This is a genomic window from Streptomyces sp. NPDC127098, assembly GCF_042722465.1.
In the GTDB taxonomy this organism is placed as follows: Bacteria; Actinomycetota; Actinomycetes; order Streptomycetales; family Streptomycetaceae; genus Streptomyces; species Streptomyces millisiae.
On sequence record NZ_JBHXFJ010000050.1, the window covers coordinates 19,751 to 40,123 of the forward strand.

Consider the following 20,373-nt stretch of genomic DNA (forward strand, 5'->3'; position numbering starts at 1 on the left):
GCCGAACACCATGCTCCGGCCCCTCCCGATCGCGGTGCGTAACGTGATCATGTCTGCCCGTAGCGAACCGGCGTGACGCGGCGAGTTTCGGCCACGGAGCCGGGGCCCGGCCCCTCACTCCCGGTTCCCGTCCAACCACCGGTGCAGCGCCCGCGCGGTCGACTCCGCGTGCTCGTTCATCATCGTCTGGTGGTTGCCCACGGCCTCGATCGTGTCGTGCTCCACCTCCCACGCGGTGGTCCAACGTCCCTCGCCCGCCGCCTCGTCACTCGGCGCCTGCGGCATCCGCTCGCCGGCCCGCACCAGCACCACCGGCGCGTTCACCGTCGTCGGCTGCCAGCCGTCGAAGAGGTCGAGATAGGCGCCCTGGGCGGTGACCTGGGCCTCCGTCATCAGCGCGTACGCCTGGTCGTTGACGGCGATGCCGCGCAACTGACCCTCGATCTGCTCCTCGGGTATCCGGTCCTTGGGGAACCAGGTGTCCAGCAGCACCACGGCGTCGGGCGCACCGCCGCGCGCCTCCAGCCGGGCCGCGACCGCGTGTGCCAGCCAGCCGCCCGAGGAGTAGCCGGCGAGCGCGACCCGGGCGTCGGGGAAGGCGCGCTGGATCGCGTCGGCGTGCAGGTCGACGACCAGGTCGCTGGTGGCCGGGAGCAGTTCGTCGTCGCCGAAGCCGGGGTGCGGCAGCGCGTGGACGTCCCGCAGGCCGTGCAGGTGCAGCGCGAGGCGGGCGAAGTTGTGCGGCCCGGACGGGGCGACCATGGAGGGCAGGCAGACCAGCACCGGCTCCGCCGGGCCGGTCGCCAGCCGCACCGGCTCGACCGGGCCGAACTCCTCGGCCGTCCGGAACGTCGGCCGCAGCTTGGCGGCGGCCCGCAGCAGGTCGACGCCCTCGGCGAACTTGCCCATCCCGCACGCCTGCCGGTACAGGTCACGCACCCCGAACGAGGGCCGGTCGGCCCGCTCCGCGCGCCGGGCGGCGCTCGCCGCGCGCAGCGTCAACTCGCCGAGGTGACGAGCCAGGTCGCCCGCCGTCGGGTGCTCGAACACCACGGGAGTGGCGAGCGTCAGGCCGGTGGCGGCCACCAGCCGCCTGCGCAGCTCCACGGAGGCCAGCGAGTCGAAGCCGAGTTCCAGGAAACGACGTTCGGGTTCGACGTCCTCCGGCGCCGCGTGTCCCAGGATCGCGGCCGCCTCGCCGCGCACCAGCTCCAGCAGCCGCCGGGCGCGCTCCGCCTCGGGCAGGGCCGCGAGCTCGGCCGGGCGTGGCCGCGACGACGAGCCGACCTCCTCGGCCGGCACGGCGTCCGTGGTCTCCGGCCGGGTCGCGACGCCCAGCTCGGCGAAGAACCGACCCGGGCGCGCGGCCGTGAACAACGGAAGGAAGCGGTCCCAGTCCACGTCGGCGACGGTCACGCCGTGCTCGCCGCGGCTCACCGACTCCCACAGCAGGGCGCCGGCCACCGTCGGATCGAGCGGCGGCAGGCCACGCTCCCGCAGGAAGTCGCGCAGCCCGGGCTCGACCCCCATGCCCGCCTCGGCCCACGGGCCGAAGGAGACCGCGGTGGCCGCCAGGCCGGCGGCCGCGCGCCGGCTGGCGAGCGCGTCCAGGAAGGCGTTGCCCGCGCCGTACGCCGCCTGGCCGGCGCTGCCCCAGACGCCGGAGATCGACGAGTACAGCACGAAGGCCTCGACCGGCACGCCGCGTTCAGCGAGCAGCTCGTCAAGGTGGACGGCGCCGGCGACCTTGCCCGCGAGGGTGGCGGCGAACTCGTCCGGCGACACCTCGGTGAGCGGGGCGAGCCGGCCGCCGACGCCCGCCGCGTGCACCACCCCGGTGAGCGGCTGGTCGGCGGGGAGTGAGTCGAGCAGCCCGGCCAGCTGCGCCCGGTCCGACACGTCGCAGGCCACGACGGTGACCTGGGCGCCCGAAGCCCCGAGCTCAGCGAGCAGTTCCTGCGCGCCCGGCGCGTCCATCCCGCGCCTGCTCGTCAACACCAGCCGGCTCGCGCCGTTGGCGGCCAGCCAGCGGGCCGCCTCGGCGCCCAGCGCGCCGGTGCCGCCGGTGACCAGGACCGTGCCGCGCGGCCGCCAGGGCTCGGCGGCGGCCGGGGCCGGTCCCGCCGGCACCAGGCGGGGCACCAGCGGTCCCGTCGGCCTGGCCGCGAGCTGGTCCTCGCCGCCAGGTGCGGTGAGCGCGACGCCCAGCCAGCCGAGTGACTCGTCGTCCACCTCGGCTGGCACGTCGACGAGCCCGCCCCAGCCGTCGGGGCGTTCCAGCGCCAGGGTGCGGCCGAGCCCCCACACCAGGGCCTGCCGCGGGTCGGGCGCCGGCTCCCCGTCCCCGGCCCGCACCGCGCCCCGGGTGACGCACCACAGCGGGGCGGCGACCGCCAGGTCGGCCAGTGCCTGGGACAGGGCGCAGGTGAGCGCGGCCCCCCGGGTGAGCACCGGGTGCTCCGGGTGCGGCTCGGTGTCGAGGGCGAGGAGCGAGAGCACGCCGCCGACGCGGCCGCCCTCGGCGAGCACCCGCTTCTCCAACGTCTCGGCCACCCGGCTCCGGTCGGCGTCCTCGGCCGACAGCGGCAACCTGAGGACCTCGCCGCCGAGGCGCTCGACCACCCAGGACAGGCGGCTGACCAGTTCCTCGTCGACCCCGGCAGGCGGCGTGAGGAGCGGCCAGACGCCGGTGAGCGCGTCGGGCGCCGGCGGCTGCTCCGGGCCGAGCGGGCGCCACTCGACGCGGTACCGCAGGTCGACGGGTTCCGCCGGGCGGGGGCGCCGTGGGGCCGTGGGCGCGGCCGCGGGGCGGTCGAGCCAGTAGCGGCGGCGCTGGAAGGCGTAGGTGGGCAACTCGACGTGAGTGGCGTCGGAGCCCTCGTAGGGGGCGCGCAGGTCGAGCGGAACGCCGTGCACATGCAGCTCGGCCAGCGCGGTGAGCAGGGTGACGGCCTCGGGACGGCCGGCGCGGGCGGCGGCCGCCACGACGGGGGGCGTGCCGTCCGGCTCCTCGGGCAGGCAACCGGGGGTCAGGGCGGACAGCACGGCGTCAGGGCCGAGTTCGAGATAGGCACCGGCGCCTTCCGTGTGCAGCCGGCGCACCGCGTCGAGGAACCTGACCGGCTCACGCACCTGCCGCACCCAGTACTCGGGCGCGCACAGCTCCCGCTCGCCGACCGGCTCCCCGGTCAGGGTGGACACCACGGCGAGCGCCGGCGGGTGGTAGGTAAGGGCGCCGGCGACTTCGGCGAACGCGTCGAGCATGTCGTCCATGTGCGGGGAGTGGAAGGCGTGGCTGACCTCGAGTCGGCGGGTCTTCCGGCCGGCGGCCCCCCAGGTCTCCGCGATCCTCGTCACCTCGTCGGCGTCGCCCGCGACCACGGTGGCCAGCGGGCCGTTGACGGCCGCGACGGTGACCCGCCCCTCGGTCCCGGCCAGCGACTCGCGCACCTCGTCGACACCGGCCCGCACCGCGACCATGGCGCCGCCGGCCCGGCAGGACTGCATCAACCGGCCCCTGGCGGCGACCAGTCGGCAGGCGTCGTCGAGCGAGAGGACACCGGCGACATGGGCGGCGGTGAGCTCGCCGATCGAGTGGCCGGCCAGCAGGTCGGGCCGCAGCCCCCAGGACTCGACCAGCCGGAACAGCGCGGTCTCGTGCGCGAACAACGCGGGCTGGGTGTAGGCCGTGTGGTGGAGCAGCGCGGCCTCGGACGAGCCGTCCGCCGCGAACATCACGTCCCGCAGCGGCCGTTCGAGATGGGGGTCGACCCGGGCGCACACCTCGTCCAGCGCCCGCGCGAACACCGGGTAGGCGGCGTGGAGTTCCCGACCCATGCCGGGGCGTTGACTGCCCTGCCCGGTGAAGAGCACGGCCAGCTTGCCGCGCGGCCCGCCGTGCCGCAGCGCCGGCCGCACCGCGCCGCTGACCAGGCCTGCCGCCGAGCGGTCGGCGGCCAACGCGGCCAGTTGACCCACCAGTCGCTCACGGTCCCCGGTGACGGCGATCGCGCGGTGCTCGAAGCGGGCCCGGCCCGCCAGGGTGAAACCCACGTCCAGGGGCGTCAGTTCGGGACGCTCCGCCAGGTGTGCGCCGACCCGGTCCGCCTGCTGGCGCAACGCCTCGCCGGTGCGCCCCGAGAGCACCAGCGGCACCGGGGCCGCGGCGGGCGCCGGCTCCGTGTCCGGCGCCTCCTCCAGCACCACGTGGGCGTTGGTGCCGCTGACCCCGAAGGCGGAGACGGCGGCCCTGCGGGGGCGGCCGGAACGGCTCCACGGCACCGGCTCCGTGAGCAGCCGCACGTCGCCCGCCGACCAGTCGACGTGCGGCGACGGCTCGCGCACGTGCAGCGTCCTGGGCAGCACGCCGTGCCGCATGGCCTCCGTCATCTTGATGATCCCGGCGACGCCGGCCGCCGCCTGCGGGTGACCGATGTTGGACTTGAGCGAGCCGAGGTGCAGCGGCCGGCCCGCCGGCCGCTGCCGGCCGTAGACGGCGATCAGCGCCTGGGCCTCGATCGGGTCGCCGAGGGCGGTGCCCGTGCCGTGCGCCTCGACCGCGTCCACGTCGGCCGGCCGCAGCCCGGCGTTGGCCAGCGCCAGGCGGATCAGCCGCTGCTGGGACGGGCCGTTGGGGGCGGTGAGGCCGTTGCTCGCGCCGTCCTGGTTGATGGCGGTGCCGCGCACCACGGCCAGCACCCGGTGGCCGTTGCGGCGGGCGTCCGAGAGCCGTTCCAGCAGCAGCACCCCGGCGCCCTCGGCCCAACCCGTGCCGTCGGCGTCCACGGAGAACGCCTTGCAGCGGCCGTCGGGCGCGAGACCGCGCTTCCGGCTGAACTCCAGCAGCATGCCGGGCGTCGACATCAGCGTCACCCCGCCGGCCAGCGCCAGATCGGCCTCGCCCGAGCGCAGCGCCTGCCCGGCCAGGTGCACGGCCACCAGCGAGGAGGAGCACTGGGTGTCGACGGTGAGGGCCGGCCCCTCGAAGCCGAAGGTGTAGGCGACGCGCCCCGCCATCACGCCCAGGGCGTTACCGGTGAGCATCTGCCCCTGCGCCTCCTCGGGCGCCTCGTGCCAGGCCGGGCCGTAGTCCTGGAGCGAGACGCCGGCGAAGACACCGGTGCGGGAGCCGCGCAGCCCGTGCGGGTCGATCCCGGCACGCTCCATGGCCTCCCAGGAGACCTCGAGCAGCAGCCGCTGCTGCGGGTCGAGCGCCTTGGCCTCGCGGGGGCTGATCCCGAAGAACGCCGGGTCGAACTGGTCGATGCCCGGCAGGAAGCCGCCGTGCCTGGTGTACGCGGTGCCGTGGCGCCCGGGGTCCGGGTCGTACAGCGCGTCCAGGTCCCAGCCCCGGTCGTCCGGCAGCCCGCCGATGGCGTCCCGGCCCTCGTCGACCAGCCGCCACAACGCCTCGGGGGAGTCGGCGCCGCCGGGCAGCCGGCAGGCGGCGCCGACGATCGCGATCGGCTCCTGGACGGCCGGTGCCGGGCCCGTGGCCGGGGTCTCGGCGGCCTCGCCGGCCGTCTCGTCCCCGGCGGACGCGGCGGTGCCGAGCAGCCGGGACCGTAGATACTCGGCGACCGCGCGCGGGCTCGGCTGGTCGAAGAACAGCGTGGCCGGCAGGTCGAGGCCGGTCGCCTCGGCGAGACCCGCCCGCAGCCGCTCCGCCACCTGCCGGTAGACGCCGAGCCGGCGCCACGGCGCGGCCGGGTCGAGGGTGGCCGACTCGGCCCGGCCGGTCGCCGTCGACACCTGTCCGGCGATGAGCGCCAGCAGCGCCTCGTGCCACGCCGAGTCAGGCAGCGCCGTGAGCCGGTTGCTCCAGGGTCCCTCGGTTTTCGGCATGGCGAATTTCTCCAGAAGCTTGTGAAGTGCTGGTGCGATTTCCGCGCGCTGCTGATGGAGAGGTTTAGCCACCCCTCTGACCTGCGGAGTTGGCAGCCTAGGCGGGATCGAACCGCATTGTCGAACTGGCCCGGTGAATTCGCCGTAAATTCAGCAGCGATGAAGGATGGGGGTGTTTCATGTGCGGCCCCGGAAGAATTTCAAGAATTCCGACGGGCCTGCACGGCTGGTCCACACCCCCATCGTCGCGTCACCGCCGTACCGTCAGGTGTCGCCGAGTACCGTCACGGTCGCGGTGGCCCGGATGCCGGTGCCGGTCACCGTGCCGGTGACCTGGAACGTGCCGGGCCGCGCGTAGGTGTCGGGCGGGACGGCCGCCCAGTCGACCGGCACCGCGCTGTCCCGCGAACCGTCGTTGTAGGTGGCGGTCACGGTCCCCGGCATGGCGGGTGGGACGCCGGCGCGGGTGCGCAGCCGCTCCTCGGCGACGCTGGTGATCTCCACGGCGTCCGTGACCCGCACCCACACGGTGGCCGTCACGGTCAGCGGCGGGCTCCGGGTGAGGCCGGTCACCCGCACGCTGGTGCCGCCGCGCGCCACCTGCTCCTCGGTGATCGGCTGCCAGTCGACCGCCGCCTCGGTGGCGACGCCCTCGGGCGAGACCAGCGTGACCCCGTCGGGCAGGTCGGGCACCACGCCGACGGTGGTCGGCACGTGCACCGGGCGCACCTCCTCCGGCGCCTGGGCGTACACCTTCCACTCCTGGATGCCGACGGCCAGGTCGGGGTGGCCGGTGAGCCTGGCCCGCATCCGGTTGGTGGTCACCGGCGCGAAGTCGGTCGAGTTGTACGCGTTCTCGGCCGTCCCGTACCCGCTGGGGTCCGTGACCGCCCGCCAGCCGGAGCCGTCCCACCACTCGATCACCCATGAGCTCGGCACGCCGACGCCGTCGGCCGCGCCCGGCTGGGCGTCGCGGAAGAAGTACATGTCGGAGCCGTCGACGCGCACCGGCTCCGGCCAGCGGTACTCCACCCACTGGGTGCCCTTCTGGGGCCAGCTGCCCCAGCGCGGGCTGTCGCCCGACGAGGTGGGCTCCCGGCCGTCGTTGACCGCGGCGAGCGACTCCCAGCCCGAGGTGTACGAGGCGCTCGGGGTCGCCGCCGGGGCCACGTTGACCCGTCCCGAGCCCGCGCCCTCGGTGTCCACCACCACGTCCCTGGTCGAGCGCAGCTCACCGTCGTCCGCGGTGAGCCGCAGCGTGTAGCTGCCGCCCTCGGTGAAGCGGGCCACCGTGGTCGCCGCGGTGGGGTCCTCGAACAGCGCCACGCCGCCGTCCGGCGCCGAGACCACGTCCCAGCGGACGTCGAGCCGCCGGGCAGGCCGAGCGTCGTCCTTCACCACGCCGACCAACCGGGCCGCGCCCGGGCTGGCGAACGCCGGGTCCCGCCACGCCCGCAGCCACGGCGCCGCGTTGGGCACGTCGGCGCCGCCGGCGCCGGTGGCCAGGGCCTGGAACTCCTTCAGGCCGCTCGCGTGTCCCGGCCGGTGCGTCAGCAGCACCCGCAGCCCCGAGGTGGTCACCTCGTCGAAGCGCATCTCGTTGAGGTTGGCGCGCGGCGCCGTCGGGGCGCGCACCGCCGAGGGCACCTCCCGCCACTGGTCGCCGTGCCGGTACTGGACGGTGTACATCGCCGGCTCCGCGTAGCCGCCGGCGCGCTTGTCGCTGGCGAAGTGGAGGCGCACCCGGTCCACGGCGACGGGCTCGCCGAAGTCCAGCGCCAGCCAGTCCTCGGGATCGCCGGAGCCGGCGCTGCCCCAGAACGGCTCGTTGATGGTGAACCCGTCCACGGCGGCCGCCGCCGGACGGCCCGACCCCTGGTGCGAGGCGCTGACCGTCGCGCCCTCCGCCAGGTTCACCGGCTCGGACGCCACCGTCACGTCCCGCCCCGCCTTGGCGAACACGTCGGTGACCCGGTCGCCGGGGCCGAACACGACCTCCTCGGGGGCCGCGAGCTCCGCGGTGGTGGCGCTCACCACCTCGCCGCCGCCCTCGGGGAACGACACCTCGCCGGTCTCCGGGTCGTACACCAGGTGGGTGAGGCGGTCCACGGTGACGGCGCGCTCGCCGTCGAGGAAGACCGAGTAGCCCTCCGGCACCGAGGTGCCGTAGGGCCGTTCCCCGTCGCCCGGCTGGTCCCAGACCACCGCGAGGTCGGTGCCCCGGTAGTTGATGTCGGTGACCGCGAACGAGGGCCAGCCGATGTCGATGGGCCACAGCTCGACGCGGTCGTCGGAGCGCGGCTGGAAGCCCATGGCGTCCTCGATCACCGTCCAGTTGGTGGTGCCCAGGATGGTGTGGTGGATCCACGAGCGGTAGCCGATGCCCTGCGGGTCGGCGCTGCCGTCGGCCCAGAACTCGTTCTGGTCGGGCCAGTTGTTGTCGCCGTCGATGTAGTGGGACCAGGCGTTCCAGGACAGCAGCCTGGCGTACCACTCGTTGTCGACGTACTCGTTCGGGTAGTTCCGCAGCACTGAGGCGAGGAAGCGGAAAGTCACCGTTGAGTTGATGACGGAGAAGTTGTTGCTGCCCGGGTGGCCCTGCTCGGCGGCCTCCCGCTTGTCGGCCTGGTTGGCCGTGTAGAAGGGGAAGATCGGGTACTCGTCGGCGTCCGCCCACAGCCGCAGCGCGTCCAGGTACCGGGGGTCCTCGTCCGGGGTGGGCATCAGGCCCACCGAGAACGGGTAGTAGTTGTTGATCTCCTTCCAGGGCACCAGGTCGCCTGACTCGACGTGCCGGTGCTGGATCAGGCGCTCCTCGTCGTTCCACAGGTACTCGAGCACGGCGTTCCGCACCCGCTCGGCGACCGCCCGCATCTCGGCCTCCGACTCGCGCTCGCCGAGCAGCGCGTACGCCTCGGCGGCGGCCAGCGCGTTGCTGTAGACGTAGGCGGACTCGGCGCGGTCCAGGTTGCCGGGGCGCCAGTCGAACGACACGGCGTCGGCGTCGTTGCCGGTCATCGCGCCCCAGTCGTACTCGATCAGGCCGTTGCCGTCGGTGTCGTACTCCGCCAGCTGGCCGCGCACGTCCGCCGCCGCGTACTGGGCGAGGTTGCGCACCACGCCCTCGGGGCCGCCGTGCATCTGGTACGAGTCCCAGGCGGACTCCGAGAGGTACTGGGTGTAGCTGTTGGACCAGTTCTCCGGGTCGCCCGGGTTGTCGGTGTACCGGTCGTTGCGGGAGACCTCGCCGGCCGACACCCAGGGGCCGTACGAGTAGGCCGGGTTCCGCAGGTACTTGAGGTCGTCGACGAACATCCCGATGGTCAGCGCGATGGCGTTGTTGTAGCCCAGCACCCCCTCCATGGAGGTGGGGAACTGGTAGTCGGCGCCCGGGATGTCGGCGTCCAGGTAGTTGTAACGCAGCAGCCACCAGCGGTAGTACAGCGTCTTCTCGATGTCGTCGTCGGGGATGTCGAGGTACGGCAGGTTCTCCACCCACCAGCGGTTGTAGGCCCGCACGTGGTCGGCGAAGGCGGCGGCCGGGGCGGCCGTCCGCACCGCGTCGTAGGCCGGTCGCGACGCGGTGAGCTCGTCGGTGACGAAGCCCAGTTGGACCTTGGTGGTGGCCGAGCCGCCGGCCGGCAGGTCGAGCGTGCCGGTGAGGGCCGTGCCGTCGGGGGCCAGGCCGTCCCCGGAGAGCCGTGGGTAGAGCGTGGTGAGGTTGTTGTGGGCCGGCAAGGTGCCGGTCAGCTCCGCGCCCTCGGCCGTGGTGGCGTACGGCGAGACGGCGCGCACCGTGACCCGGCGGCCGGCCGAGGCCGTGTCGGTGACCTCCAGGGAGGTCACCATCACGTTGGCGTCGGTGACGAACTTCCGCTGGGTGACCCGCAGTCCGCCGCCGGTGAACTCGCTCCGCCAGTGGCTCGGGGTCTGCACCCGCTCGTCGACGTCCTCCGTGAGCCTGACCTCCTGGCCGTCCACGGCGAGCGTGATCGTGTAGGCGGCGCGGTTGTCGATGCTCTCCCAGTAGGCGACGTCGCCGGCGAAGCCGAGCCGGGACGGGTCGTGCTCCTTCATGAAGACGGCGCGGCCCCTGGTGAAGAGCCAGTCGCCGGCCGGGTCGGGGCCGCGCCTGGCCAGCATCCGGTCCATCCAGAAGCTGGTGCCGTCGCCGGCCGCCAGGTCGGCCTCGTACTGGGCCCGCAGGGTGCCGGTGACGGCGAACCCGGCGTCGAGCTCCGGCACGGGTTCGTCGGCCCCGGCGAAGACCGGGTAGCCGATCGCGTCGTTGTCCGCCGCGGCCGGCGGGGCCCCCGTGGGGCCCAGCGTCAACGCCAGGACGAACGCGGCGATCAGGGTCGGTCCGCGTCGCCTGCCTCGGTGCCGGGAACGCATCGCGTACCTCCTCGGTCGGGGTCTGCCGTCGGCAGCCAGACCCGCATGGTGGAGGGGCCTCGGTTGGCCCAGGAGTGGTAGGGGACCAGGACGGCCCGGAAGCCGTCCTCCGGCGGGGCCGCCGCTGTGCGCGGCCCCTCGAACCGTTGATAGGGCCAGGCGTGGTCGTCGGGGCAGGCCAGTTCGGCCCGGACCACGACCCGGCCTTCCGCGTCCTCCGGCGGCACCCGGGGGTCGACGCGCAGCGCGTCCACCTCGTGCCCCGGCGGCAGGTCGACGGACTCGGCGCACAGCACCAGCGGGCCGCGCTCCACCGCCACCGTGCCCCGCACGGCGTCGATCCGCGGGTCGGGCGCCACCCAGCGCGGGGCCATCGGCAGGGCGAGCCGCACCACGTCGCCGACCGCGAACTCCCGGGTGACGGCGGCGGGTCCGGGACCGACCGGCCGGCTCGTCCCGGCCGGCTCGGTGAGCCGCGCGCCGTCGCAGGACCAGCCGGGCACCCGCAGCGTGAGCGTCCACGCCCCGCCGGGGGCGTCCGTGACCCGCACCGACACCTTGCCCGTCGCGGGGTAGTCGGTGTCGATCCGGAGGCCGATCCGGCGCCCGTCGGGCAGCGCCGCGGTCAGCTCGGCGTCCGCGTACTGGTGCAGCTGCACCCCGGAACCGTCGGTGGTGGCCAGGTAGCCGCCGAGGCTGGCCAGCAGGCGGGCCACGTTGGTCGGGCAGCAGGACACCGCGAACCACGGCGCGCGCAGCCCGGAGGCGGCGCGCGGGTTGGCCGCCTCGGGGTCGGGGACCGTGGAACGGGTCCGCCGGTGCAGGGTGTTGGTGTAGAAGAACGACCGCCCGTCCTCGGCGGGCGAGGCCGCGACGACGTTGAACAGGGTGCGCTCGGCCAGGTCGGCGAACCGGGGCTGCCCGGTGGCCAGCAGCAGCCGCCAGGCCAGCATCACCGAGGCCACGCCGGCGCAGGTCTCGCAGTAGCTCCGGTCGGGCGGCAGCTGGAAGTCCTCGCCGAACGACTCGTCCAGGTGGTGCGAACCCATGCCGCCGGTGAGATAGGTGCGGCGCGCCACCGTCGCTTCCCACTGGTGGACGACCACCGCGAGCAACTCGTCGTCGCCGGTCTCCACCGCCACGTCGACGGCGCCGGCCGCCAGGTAGAGGGCGCGCACCGCGTGCCCGCGGAAGACGGTGGCCGCCCGGACCGGCACGTCGTCCTGGAAGTACGCCGAACCGAACTCGGCCCGGCGCAGCGCCCCGTGGCCCCGCCGGTCGAGGAAGAGCGCCGCCTGGTCGAGGTAGCGCTGCTCGCCGGTGGCGCGGGCCAGCTCGACCAGCGCGGGCTCGATCTCCGGGTGCCCGCACAGGCCCTGGACGGCGCCGTCGCTGCCGAAGGTGTCGCAGACGTGGTCGGCGGCCCGGCGGGCCACCTCGGCCAGCGGCCCGCCGCCCGACCTGGCCTCGGCCACCCCCGCCTGGATCAGGTGCCCGATGCAGTACAGCTCGTGGCCCCACTCCAGGTCGCTGTAGCGGGGCGGCTGCCCGGGGTGGCCGAAGGCCGTGCCGAGGTAGCCGTCCGGCTCCTGGGCCGCGGCGACCAGCGCCGCCACCTCGGCGGCCGGCGCCGGCGGGGCGCCGCCCGGGCGGGCCCGCTCCCAGGCGACGGCCTCCAGCAGCTTGTAGGTCTCCGAGTCGGCGAACTCACGCCCCCGCCGCCGGCCGGCGATCCCGCCCTCGGCCGCGGCCCGGAAGTTGTCGATCCAGCCCTCCCGGCGCATCCAGCGCAGGCAGTGGTCGAGCGTGGCCCGGGAGTTGACGTCCTGCCGGCGGCCCCAGAAGCCGCCGGTGATCCGGACGTCGGCGAGCGACAACGGGCGCAGCCGGCCCGCGCCGGGCACCACAGGCGACATCGTGGTCGTCACGTCGGTCATCCCTTCAGCGCGCCGGACATGAAGCCCCGCATGTAGTGCCGTTGCAGCAGCAGGAAGAGCAGCAGGCAGGGCACCGCGAGCACCACGACCCCGGCCTCGGTGACGCCGTAGTCGATCGCGCCCATGCTCTGCTGGCGCAGGTTGGCCACGGCCAGCGGCAGCGGCGCCTTCTCGCCGTCGCTGATCAGGATCAGCGGCGCGATGAAGTCGTTCCACGCGGCCAGGAACGCGAACAGGCCCACCGTGATCAGCCCCGGCACCACGGCCGGCAGCAGGACCCGCCGCAGCGCGCCGAACGTGCCGCAGCCGTCCATCAGGGCCGACTCCTCGAGCTCGCGCGGCACCGCTTCGAAGCTGATCCGCATCATGAAGGTGGCGAACGGCAGTTGGTACATCGCCAGCACCAGGCTCAGCCCCAGGTAGGAGTTCTGCAGGCCGAGGTCGCCGAGCAGCACGTAGAGCGGGATCAGCAGGGTGGCGTAGGGGACCATCAGGATCGCCAGGGTGAGCAGGAACAGCGCGTTCCTGCCGGGGAAGTCGAAGCGGGCGAAGGCGTACCCGCCCAGCAGCGAGACCCCGAGGGTGAGCGCCACGGTCAGCACCGAGACGATCGCGCTGTTCGCCAGGTAGCGCCACAGGCCGGTGTCGTACTCCAGCAGCCTGCGGTAGTTGCCGAGGCCCAGGCCCGACTCCTGCGCGGTGCCCGGCTGGCCGGCCACCGAGGCCCACGCCGTCCACACCATCGGGAAGAGGAAGATGATCGCCAGACCGCCGGCGAGCACGTAGTAGGGGGTCCTGCCCCAGGCACGACCGGGTGTCATCCCTCGCCTCACCTCTCGTCGGCGCGGCGCAGGCCGCGGAACTGCAGGGCGTTCAGGACCAGCAGCACCACCAGCACCAGCATCGAGAGGGCCGCCGCGGTGCCCAGGTCGAGCCGCTGGAACGCCTCCCGGTAGATCAGCTGGACCACCGTCACGGTGCTGTTGTCGGGGCCGCCCTTGGTGAGGATGAAGAACTGGTCGAAGGCGAGCAGCGATCCGGTGACACAGAGGATCAGCGTCAACGCCAGCGAGGGACGCAGCAGCGGCAGCGTGACGGAGCGGAAGATCTGCCCGCGTCGCGCGCCGTCGATCCGCGCCGCCTCGTACACCTCGACCGGGATCCGCTGGAGGCCGACCAGCAGGATCAGCATGTAGAAGCCGGCGAACTTCCACACCACCAGGAACACCGTGGAGGCCAGCGCGGCGCCCGGTGAGCCGAGGAAGGAGACGTCCCCCTCGACGAGGCCGAGGCGCCTCAGCAGCGGCCCGACCGGCCCGATGGAGGGGCTGTACAGGCCCCAGAACAGCAGCGAGGCGGAGGCCAGGCCCAGCACGCTCGGCAGGAAGTAGGCGGTGCGCAAGAAGCCGGTGCCGGGGCGCGCCTCCTGCACCAGCAGCGCCAGCAGCAGGGCGAGACCGAGCAGCGCGACCGTGACGATGCCGGTGTAGAGCAGGGTGAACCTGACGGCCGGCCAGAACAGCTGGTTGCCCGCCACGTCCAGGTAGTTCTCCGGCAGGTTGAGGCCGCGGTCGCCGGCGAGCAGCGGCCACTCGCTGGCCGACATCCGGCCGACCAGCAGCAGGGGCAGCACGAAGAACACGGCGACGAAGACGGCGGTCGGCGTGGCGTAGGCGGCGCCCCGGGCGGCGCGGGACCGCCACCAGGGACGCCGACGGGCCGCGGGCGCGGCGGCGCGGTGGTGCGGGAGGCTGCTCATCCGCCGCCCCTCAGTCGCGCAACGAGTCGGTGACGGCCTGGTTGTCGGCCTCGACCGAGTCGCCGTCCCCGAACACCGCGTTCCGCATCAGCGCCAGCCAGGGCCCGTTGGGGTCGTTGAAGGTCTGGCCGAAGTTGAGCGCGTAGGGGGTGCGGCCCTCGGCGACCAGCTCGTTGATGGTGACCAGCCGGGGATCGGCCGCCGCGTGCTCGTTGGCCGCGAGATCGGTGCGGGCGACGACGTCGCCGCCGGCCGCCACGACGTCGAGCTGTGCCTCGTCGTCCAGCGACCAGCGCAGGAAGTTCCAGGCCTGGTCGGGGTGTTCGCTGGTGGCGGCGATCCCGATGGCGTCGCCGCCGACGAAGCTGCTGCCACCGCCGCCGGGCCCCGGGATGGGGGCCACGCCGAAGTCCAGGTCGTCCGGCATCTGGCCGAAGGTGGTGGAGGGCATCGGCATCACGCCGATGTCTCCCTCGGGGAAGACCCCGGTCCAGGTGGTGCCGGTCTCGTCCCGGGTGCCGGCGGCGGCGATGCCGTCGGCGGTCCAGCCGCGGTAGGTGTCGTACACCTGGCGGGCCGTGTCGGAGTCAAGATCGGCCGAGGTGCCGTCCTCGTCGAGGACCTCGGCGCCGGCGGCCCAGATCGACGGCCACCACGTGAAGACGCCGCAGTTGCCGCCGAAGAAGGTCCCGTCCACGCCGTCGCCCAGCGCGTCGACGGCCCTGGCCTGCTCGTCCCACTCCTCCAGGGTGGTCGGCGGCCGGTCGGGGTCGAGCCCGGCCCGCCGGTAGAGGTCGCGGTTGTAGAAGAGCACGGACAGGTCCAGGGTGTGCGGCACCACGTGGCGGGCGCCCTCCCAGGTGCCGGCGTCCAGGTGCGAGGCGGCCAGGTCGTCGGCGAAGGGCAGCGCGGCGATGCGGTCGGTCAGGTCGGCGTAGAGCCCGCTCGACGTGTAGTTCGGCGCGAACACCACGTCGGAGGCGAACAGGTCGGGGAGTTCGCCGGAGCCGGCGGCGGCCCCGATCTTCGCCTGGTAGTCGTCCGTGGGCACCACGGTCAGCTCGACGGTGTTCTCGTGGCCGGCGTTGTACGCCTCGACCAGCGCCTCGCTCTGCGGGCCCGTGGCGGCCCTGGTCCACATCGTCAGCGTCGTGCCGTCGTCCACGCCCTCGGGGGCACCCGTGCCGGCGGATCCGCTCCCGCCGCCCCCGCAGGCCGTCAGCAGGCCGGCGGCGACAAGCGCCGCGGCGACCGCGGACACAGCCTTTCGTCCCATGGTCTGACTCCTTCGCGCGCAGCCCAGCCGAAAACGCTTTCGGGCGGAAGGTAGAGGCGGACTGACAAACCGTCAATGCATCCTGCGGCGACGGATTTCCCGTCCCCGAAACGACTTTCGGCAGGGCCTCCGGGGCTCGGTTACACTCGGCGCGGGCACACGGCGCGCGGTAGCCGTGCCGAGGGGGAGGACGCAGGGCATGACGCAGCCACCGGACCGCCCGTCCCGGCCGCCCGCGGCCAAGCTCAGCGACGTCGCGCGACTGGCCGGGGTGTCCCTGGCCACCGCGTCCAAGGCGCTCAACGGGCGCAGCCAGGTGCGCGCCGAGACCAGGCAGCGGGTCATCGAGGCCGCCGAGCGGCTCGCCTTCCAGCCCAACCCGCTGGCGCGCGGCCTGCCCGCCGGCCGCACCGGCACGGTCGGCCTGCTCACCGGCGACCTGGAGGGCCGCTTCAGCATCCCCATCCTGATGGGCGCCGAGGACGCCTTCGGGGTGGGCCGGGTCGCCGTCTTCCTGTGCGACGCCAGGGGGGACGCGCTCCGCGAGCAGCACCACGTGCGGGCGCTGCTCGGCCGGCGCGTCGACGGCCTGATCGTGGTGGGCAGCCGCACCGACCCGAGGTCCTCGCTCGGCAGGGACCTCCCGGTGCCCGTCGTCTACGCCTACGCGCCCTCGACGGACCCGGCGGACCTGTCGATCGTGCCGGACAGCGTCGGCGCCGGACGGCTCGCGGTCGAGCACCTGCTGGCCTGCGGCCGGTCCAGGATCGCCCACATCTCGGGGGACCCCGGTTACGCGGCGGCGCGCGAGCGGGCCGAGGGCGCCGTGGCGGCCCTGACCGAGGCGGGCCTGCCGCTCGTCGGCGAGGTCCTCTTCGGCAGCTGGTCGGAGGGGTGGGGGCGGGCCGCCGCCGGCATGCTCCTGGACCGCCACCCCGCGCTGGACGCCATCCTGTGCGGCAGCGACCAGATCGCCAGGGGCGTGCTGGAGACGGCGCGCGAGCGCGGCCGGCGGGTGCCGGAGGACGTGGCCGTGCTCGGCTTCGACAACTGGGAGATCCTCACCTCCGGCGGGCGCCCGCCGCTGACCAGCGTCGACCTCAATCTCGAACAGGTCGGCAGGACCGCCGCCCAGGCGCTCTTCAGCGCGATCGAGGGCCGGCCGCGCGCCGGCGTGGAGACCGTCCCGAGCCGCCTGGTGATCAGGGAGTCGACGGCGCCGCTCTCCTGAGCCACCGAGGATCCGAGCGGGTCGGGCACGGCCCGCTTCGGCGACGCCCCGAAGGGCGCGCGGAAGCACCGTCGGGCGGCTCCGTGGGTGCGACCAGCCACGACGGCGCCGCAGAGAACCATGGCCCGCCGCGGAGCGCTTACCGCAGGCCGGCCGCCCGCGCCGCCTCGGTCAGCACCTCCCTGACCATCGCCGGGGTGAGCCGGCCGGTGAAGGTGTTCTGCTGGCTGACGTGGTAGCAGCCGAACACGGTGAGCGGCCCACCCGCCGCGTCGACGGCCGGCAGCGCCACCCGCGCCCCGTGGCCGAACCTCGGCCTCGGCCGGGGCACCGGGCGGCCGGCCGCGGCGAGCGCGGGCCAGAGCGCCTGCCAACCGAAGCCGCCCAGCACCACCACGGACCGCAGGGTGGGGCGCAGCAGCCGCAGCTCGCGCACCAGCCAGGCGCGGCAGGTGTCCCGCTCCTCGATCGTCGGCCGGTTCGCCGGCGGCGCGCAGTGCACCGGCGCGGTCATCCGCACCCCCCGCAGCGTCATCCCGTCGCCCCGCCGCGTGGACGTCGGACGGTCGGCCAGACCGACGTCGTACAACGCCCGGAACAGCACGTCGCCGGCCCGGTCCCCGGTGAACATCCGCCCCGTCCGGTTGCCGCCGTGCGCCGCCGGGGCCAGGCCGACGACCAGCACCGCCGCGTCGCCCGGGCCGAACCCCGGCACCGGCCGGCCCCAGTACTCCCACTCCCGGTACGCCGGCCGCCGCACCCGGGCCGTCTCCTCGCGCCACACCACCAGCCGCGGGCAGGCCCGGCAGCCGGTGATCACCTCGTCGAGCTCCGCGACCGACCGTGCCCCGGCCGCCGCCCGCTCCGGTTCGAGCACCGCCATCGGACTCCTTCCCTCCGCCCCATCATGACGCGGCCGACGGCCGGCGGGCGGGCGTCAGGCGGCGTCGGCGACGTGCGCGCGGATGGCCACCACCGCGGCGCCGCGCGCCCAGTCGTGGAAGTCGTGGGCGCGCACCGCCACGTCGATGCCGGCGACGTCCCGGCGGCGCGCGGCGAGCCCCGCGTCCAGGTCGGCGCGCCGGACCCGGGCCACGTCCACCGCCTCGCCGGCGACGATCACCGTCTTCACCGTCGTCGCGTTGACCACGTTCGCGATCATCACGCCGAGCGCCCACGCGGCCTGCCGCACCGCCTCCCGGCAGACCGGGTCGCCGGCCGCCGCGAGCCGCAGCACCTCGCGGTAGGTGGGGAAGCGGCGCATGCCCTGGGCCGCGGTCATCAGGATCGACCGGGTCGTCACGTACGAGGCGGCGCACCCCCGATGCCCGGCCGGGCACATGGGCCCGCCCGGGTCGAGGATCTGATGGCTGAACTCCCCGAGGTCGGCCTCCGTCATCCGCACCGCCCGGCCGTGCGTGAACAGCGCGTACCCCACGCCGTCCCCGACCGTGACCACCGCGAAGTCGCGCACCCCGCGCGCCTCCCCGAACCACTGGTAGGAGTCGGCGAGCGCGGCCACGTCGTTCTTCACGAAACACGGCATGCCGAGCCGGTCCGCCAGCAGCCGGCGGATCGGCACCCGCTGCCAGCCCAGGATGCCGGAGTCGACCAGCTCGCTCTCCTCGACCAGCGCCGGGGCCGTCGCGTCCCCGCCGAAGGTGACGCCCGCCGCGACCGGCGCGCCGCCGGCCGCCGTGAGCCGGTCGGCGAGCCGCCCGGCCTCCGCCACCACCTCGCCCGGGCTGGGCGCCGTCAGCGGCGCGCTCTCCCGCGCCACGATCTCGGCGCGCAGCGTGGTGAGCACGGCGTACACCCGGTCGTTGGTCAGCTTGAGGCCGAGGAAGAGCAGCCGGTCGGCGACGACCTCCAGCGGCCGGGTGGGGCGCCCGTTGACCGGATCGTGCCGGACGTCGCGCTCCACGACGAGGCCCGCCGCCACCAGCGGCTTGGTCAGCCGGGTGAGGCTCCCCGACGACAGGCCAAGACGCCTGGCCAGGTCGGTGCGGGACTGCGGCCCGTGGATCACCAGCTCACGCAACACCGGCAGGGCGGTCCTCGGCGCCGAGCGCCAGGCGTCGATGGCCGACCGCTGCGAGCTCACCCCTTCAAACCTCCGCTGATCATGTCGAGTCGCCAGAAGCGCTGCAGGAAGAGCAGCAGCGCGATCAGCGGCACGATGGAGACGGCGGTGCCGACGATCGCGACGCTGTAGAGGGCCGGTTCGCCCGACCCCTTGGAAAGCAGCGTGAACAGGCCGACATTGATCGGGAACCGGCTCTCGTCGGACAGCATGACGTACGGCAGCAGGAAGTTGTTCCAGTTTCCCACGAACTGGAGCATGAAGATCGTCACCATGCCGGGCAGCATCATCGGCAGCGCGATGGTCCCGAAGATGCGGTACTCGCTGGCCCCGTCCATCCGCGCCGACTCGATCGTCGACAGCGGCACCGTGGCGTCCGCGTAGACCCGGGCCAGGTAGATGGCGAACGGCGAGATCAGCCCCGGCAGCAGCACCGACCAGTAGCTGCCCACCATGTCGATCTTGGTCATGATGATGTACTGCGGGATCGCCAGCAGCATGCCGGGCAGCAGCACCCCGGCCAGGATCAGGTAGAACAGCGCGGTGCGGCCGGGGAACTCGTAGCGGGAGAAGGCGTATCCGGCCACGGTCGAGATCAGCGTGCACAGCAGCGAGCCGACGCCCGCGTACAGCAGGCTGTTGAGCGCCCACCGCCCGAACGCCCCGTTCTCGTAGGCGAACAGCTCGCGCAGGTTGTCCAGCAGACCGGTGCCCGGGCTGAAGGTGAAGGTGGAGAACAGCTCGGCCGGGGACTTGGACGCCGCGACCACGATCCACACCATCGGGACCAGGCAGTAGAACGCGCCGATCAGCAGCACCGCCGTCGGCACCACGCGGGCCCGCTGGTGGGGGAGGAGCACGGGACGCCGCCGCGCCTCGGCGGCCGGGGCGCTCACCGCAGCCCCTCGAAGGTGCGGCGCTGGGTGACCCGCAGCAGCGCCAGCGACAGCACCAGCGTCCCGACGGCCAGGACGACCGAGCCGGCCGCCGCCATCGGCAGGTCGTCGCGGATGAACCCGTCGCGGTAGACGTGCATCAGCGGCACCCAGGTCTCGGAGATCTCGATGGTCATCGGCTTCAGCATGGTCGGCTCGCCGTACACCTGGAGCGTGCCGATGAGCGCGAAGAGACCGGTCAGCACCAGCGCGGGCGCCACCAGCGGCACCTTGATCCGCCACGCCAGCCGCCACTCGGAACAGCCGTCGACGCGCGCCGCGTCCGCCAGCTCGGGCGGTATGCCGCGCAGCGCCGTGTAGATGATGATCATGTTGAAGCCGATGCCGCCCCAGATCGCGACGTTGGCCAGCGAAGGGAAGATCCCGCCGGCGTCCAGGAACGGGATGGTGCCAAGACCCAACGCCTCGGTGACATGGCTGAAGGGGCTGGTCGACGGCAGGTACATGAAGCCCCACAGCAGCGAGGCGACGACACCCGGCACCGCGTAGGGGACGAAGATCGCGGCCCGGGAGAAGCGGCGGGCCCGGGCGCCGCCGTGGTCGAGCAGCAGCGCGAAGAGCAGCGCCCCGCCCAGGGTGAGCGGCACGGCGAGCACCCCGTACAGCGCCATCCGCCCGAACCCGGCCCAGAACGAACCGTCGGTCAGGATGTCCGCGTAGTTGGAGAGCCCGACGAACACCTCGCGCCGGGTGCCGAAGACCCCCTCGTCGACGATCCGCAGGCCCTGCACGCTCAGGTACAGCGCGTACCCGACGGGGATCGCGAGAAAGGCCAGGAACAGGCCGAGCGCCGGGGTCAGGAAGACGTAGGGGGCGAGGAATCCGCCGAGACCGCCTCTGGCGGTGGCGCCGCGCGGGCGCGGGGTCTTGCGTGGCATGGCTGCCTTCCGAG

At 74.1% G+C, this 20,373-nt stretch carries 10 protein-coding genes and 1 pseudogene; 1 reads left to right on the top strand and 10 read right to left on the bottom strand.

Features of this window, described 5'->3' with window-relative positions:
- Positions 1 to 114 precede the first annotated feature (114 nt).
- The 6 genes and pseudogenes from ACFWI8_RS26315 to ACFWI8_RS26340 all read right to left on the bottom strand — a co-directional run.
- Positions 115 to 5,820, bottom strand: a pseudogene (locus ACFWI8_RS26315) (type I polyketide synthase); the annotation flags it as partial.
- A 288-nt stretch (positions 5,821 to 6,108) separates the two neighbouring features.
- A complete protein-coding gene (locus ACFWI8_RS26320) occupies positions 6,109 to 10,239 on the bottom strand; it encodes a discoidin domain-containing protein (RefSeq protein ID WP_387096167.1) in 4,131 nt (1,376 codons plus the stop codon).
- Positions 10,197 to 12,176: a glycoside hydrolase family 127 protein gene (locus ACFWI8_RS26325; protein WP_387096170.1), complete on the bottom strand. Its 1,980-nt coding sequence runs from the start codon at positions 12,174 to 12,176 to the stop codon at positions 10,197 to 10,199. The genes ACFWI8_RS26320 and ACFWI8_RS26325 overlap by 43 nt, the downstream gene beginning before the upstream one ends.
- Positions 12,173 to 12,997, bottom strand: a complete 825-nt coding sequence (locus ACFWI8_RS26330; RefSeq protein ID WP_387096173.1) for a carbohydrate ABC transporter permease — start codon at positions 12,995 to 12,997, stop codon at positions 12,173 to 12,175. The genes ACFWI8_RS26325 and ACFWI8_RS26330 overlap by 4 nt, the downstream gene beginning before the upstream one ends.
- An 8-nt stretch (positions 12,998 to 13,005) precedes the next feature.
- Complete coding sequence (locus ACFWI8_RS26335; RefSeq protein WP_387096176.1) at positions 13,006 to 13,935, bottom strand: carbohydrate ABC transporter permease; 930 nt, start codon at positions 13,933 to 13,935, stop codon at positions 13,006 to 13,008.
- A 10-nt stretch (positions 13,936 to 13,945) separates the two neighbouring features.
- Entirely contained in the window at positions 13,946 to 15,211 is a 1,266-nt protein-coding gene (locus tag ACFWI8_RS26340; protein WP_387096178.1) for an ABC transporter substrate-binding protein, read from the bottom strand.
- Between the two features lie 199 nt (positions 15,212 to 15,410).
- Between ACFWI8_RS26340 and ACFWI8_RS26345 the strand changes: the two genes are divergently transcribed.
- Positions 15,411 to 16,442, top strand: a complete 1,032-nt coding sequence (locus ACFWI8_RS26345; protein WP_387096181.1) for a LacI family DNA-binding transcriptional regulator — start codon at positions 15,411 to 15,413, stop codon at positions 16,440 to 16,442.
- A gap of 139 nt (positions 16,443 to 16,581) precedes the next feature.
- On the opposite strand, the gene ACFWI8_RS26350 is transcribed toward ACFWI8_RS26345, so the two are convergent.
- Genes ACFWI8_RS26350 through ACFWI8_RS26365 form a run of 4 tightly spaced genes read right to left on the bottom strand, consistent with a single transcriptional unit; the run spans position 16,582 to position 20,359 of the window.
- Positions 16,582 to 17,325 (bottom strand): uracil-DNA glycosylase, encoded by a 744-nt coding sequence (locus tag ACFWI8_RS26350; protein WP_387096184.1) that lies wholly within the window; start codon positions 17,323 to 17,325, stop codon positions 16,582 to 16,584.
- Between the two features lie 54 nt (positions 17,326 to 17,379).
- On the bottom strand, positions 17,380 to 18,546 hold the full coding sequence (locus ACFWI8_RS26355) for an ROK family protein (protein WP_387096187.1): 1,167 nt from the start codon (positions 18,544 to 18,546) through the stop codon (positions 17,380 to 17,382).
- On the bottom strand, positions 18,543 to 19,421 hold the full coding sequence (locus tag ACFWI8_RS26360; protein ID WP_387096190.1) for a carbohydrate ABC transporter permease: 879 nt from the start codon (positions 19,419 to 19,421) through the stop codon (positions 18,543 to 18,545). Before ACFWI8_RS26360 ends, ACFWI8_RS26355 begins: the two co-directional genes overlap by 4 nt.
- Positions 19,418 to 20,359: a carbohydrate ABC transporter permease gene (locus tag ACFWI8_RS26365; RefSeq protein ID WP_387096193.1), complete on the bottom strand. Its 942-nt coding sequence runs from the start codon at positions 20,357 to 20,359 to the stop codon at positions 19,418 to 19,420. The genes ACFWI8_RS26360 and ACFWI8_RS26365 overlap by 4 nt, the downstream gene beginning before the upstream one ends.
- Positions 20,360 to 20,373: the final 14 nt, after the last annotated feature.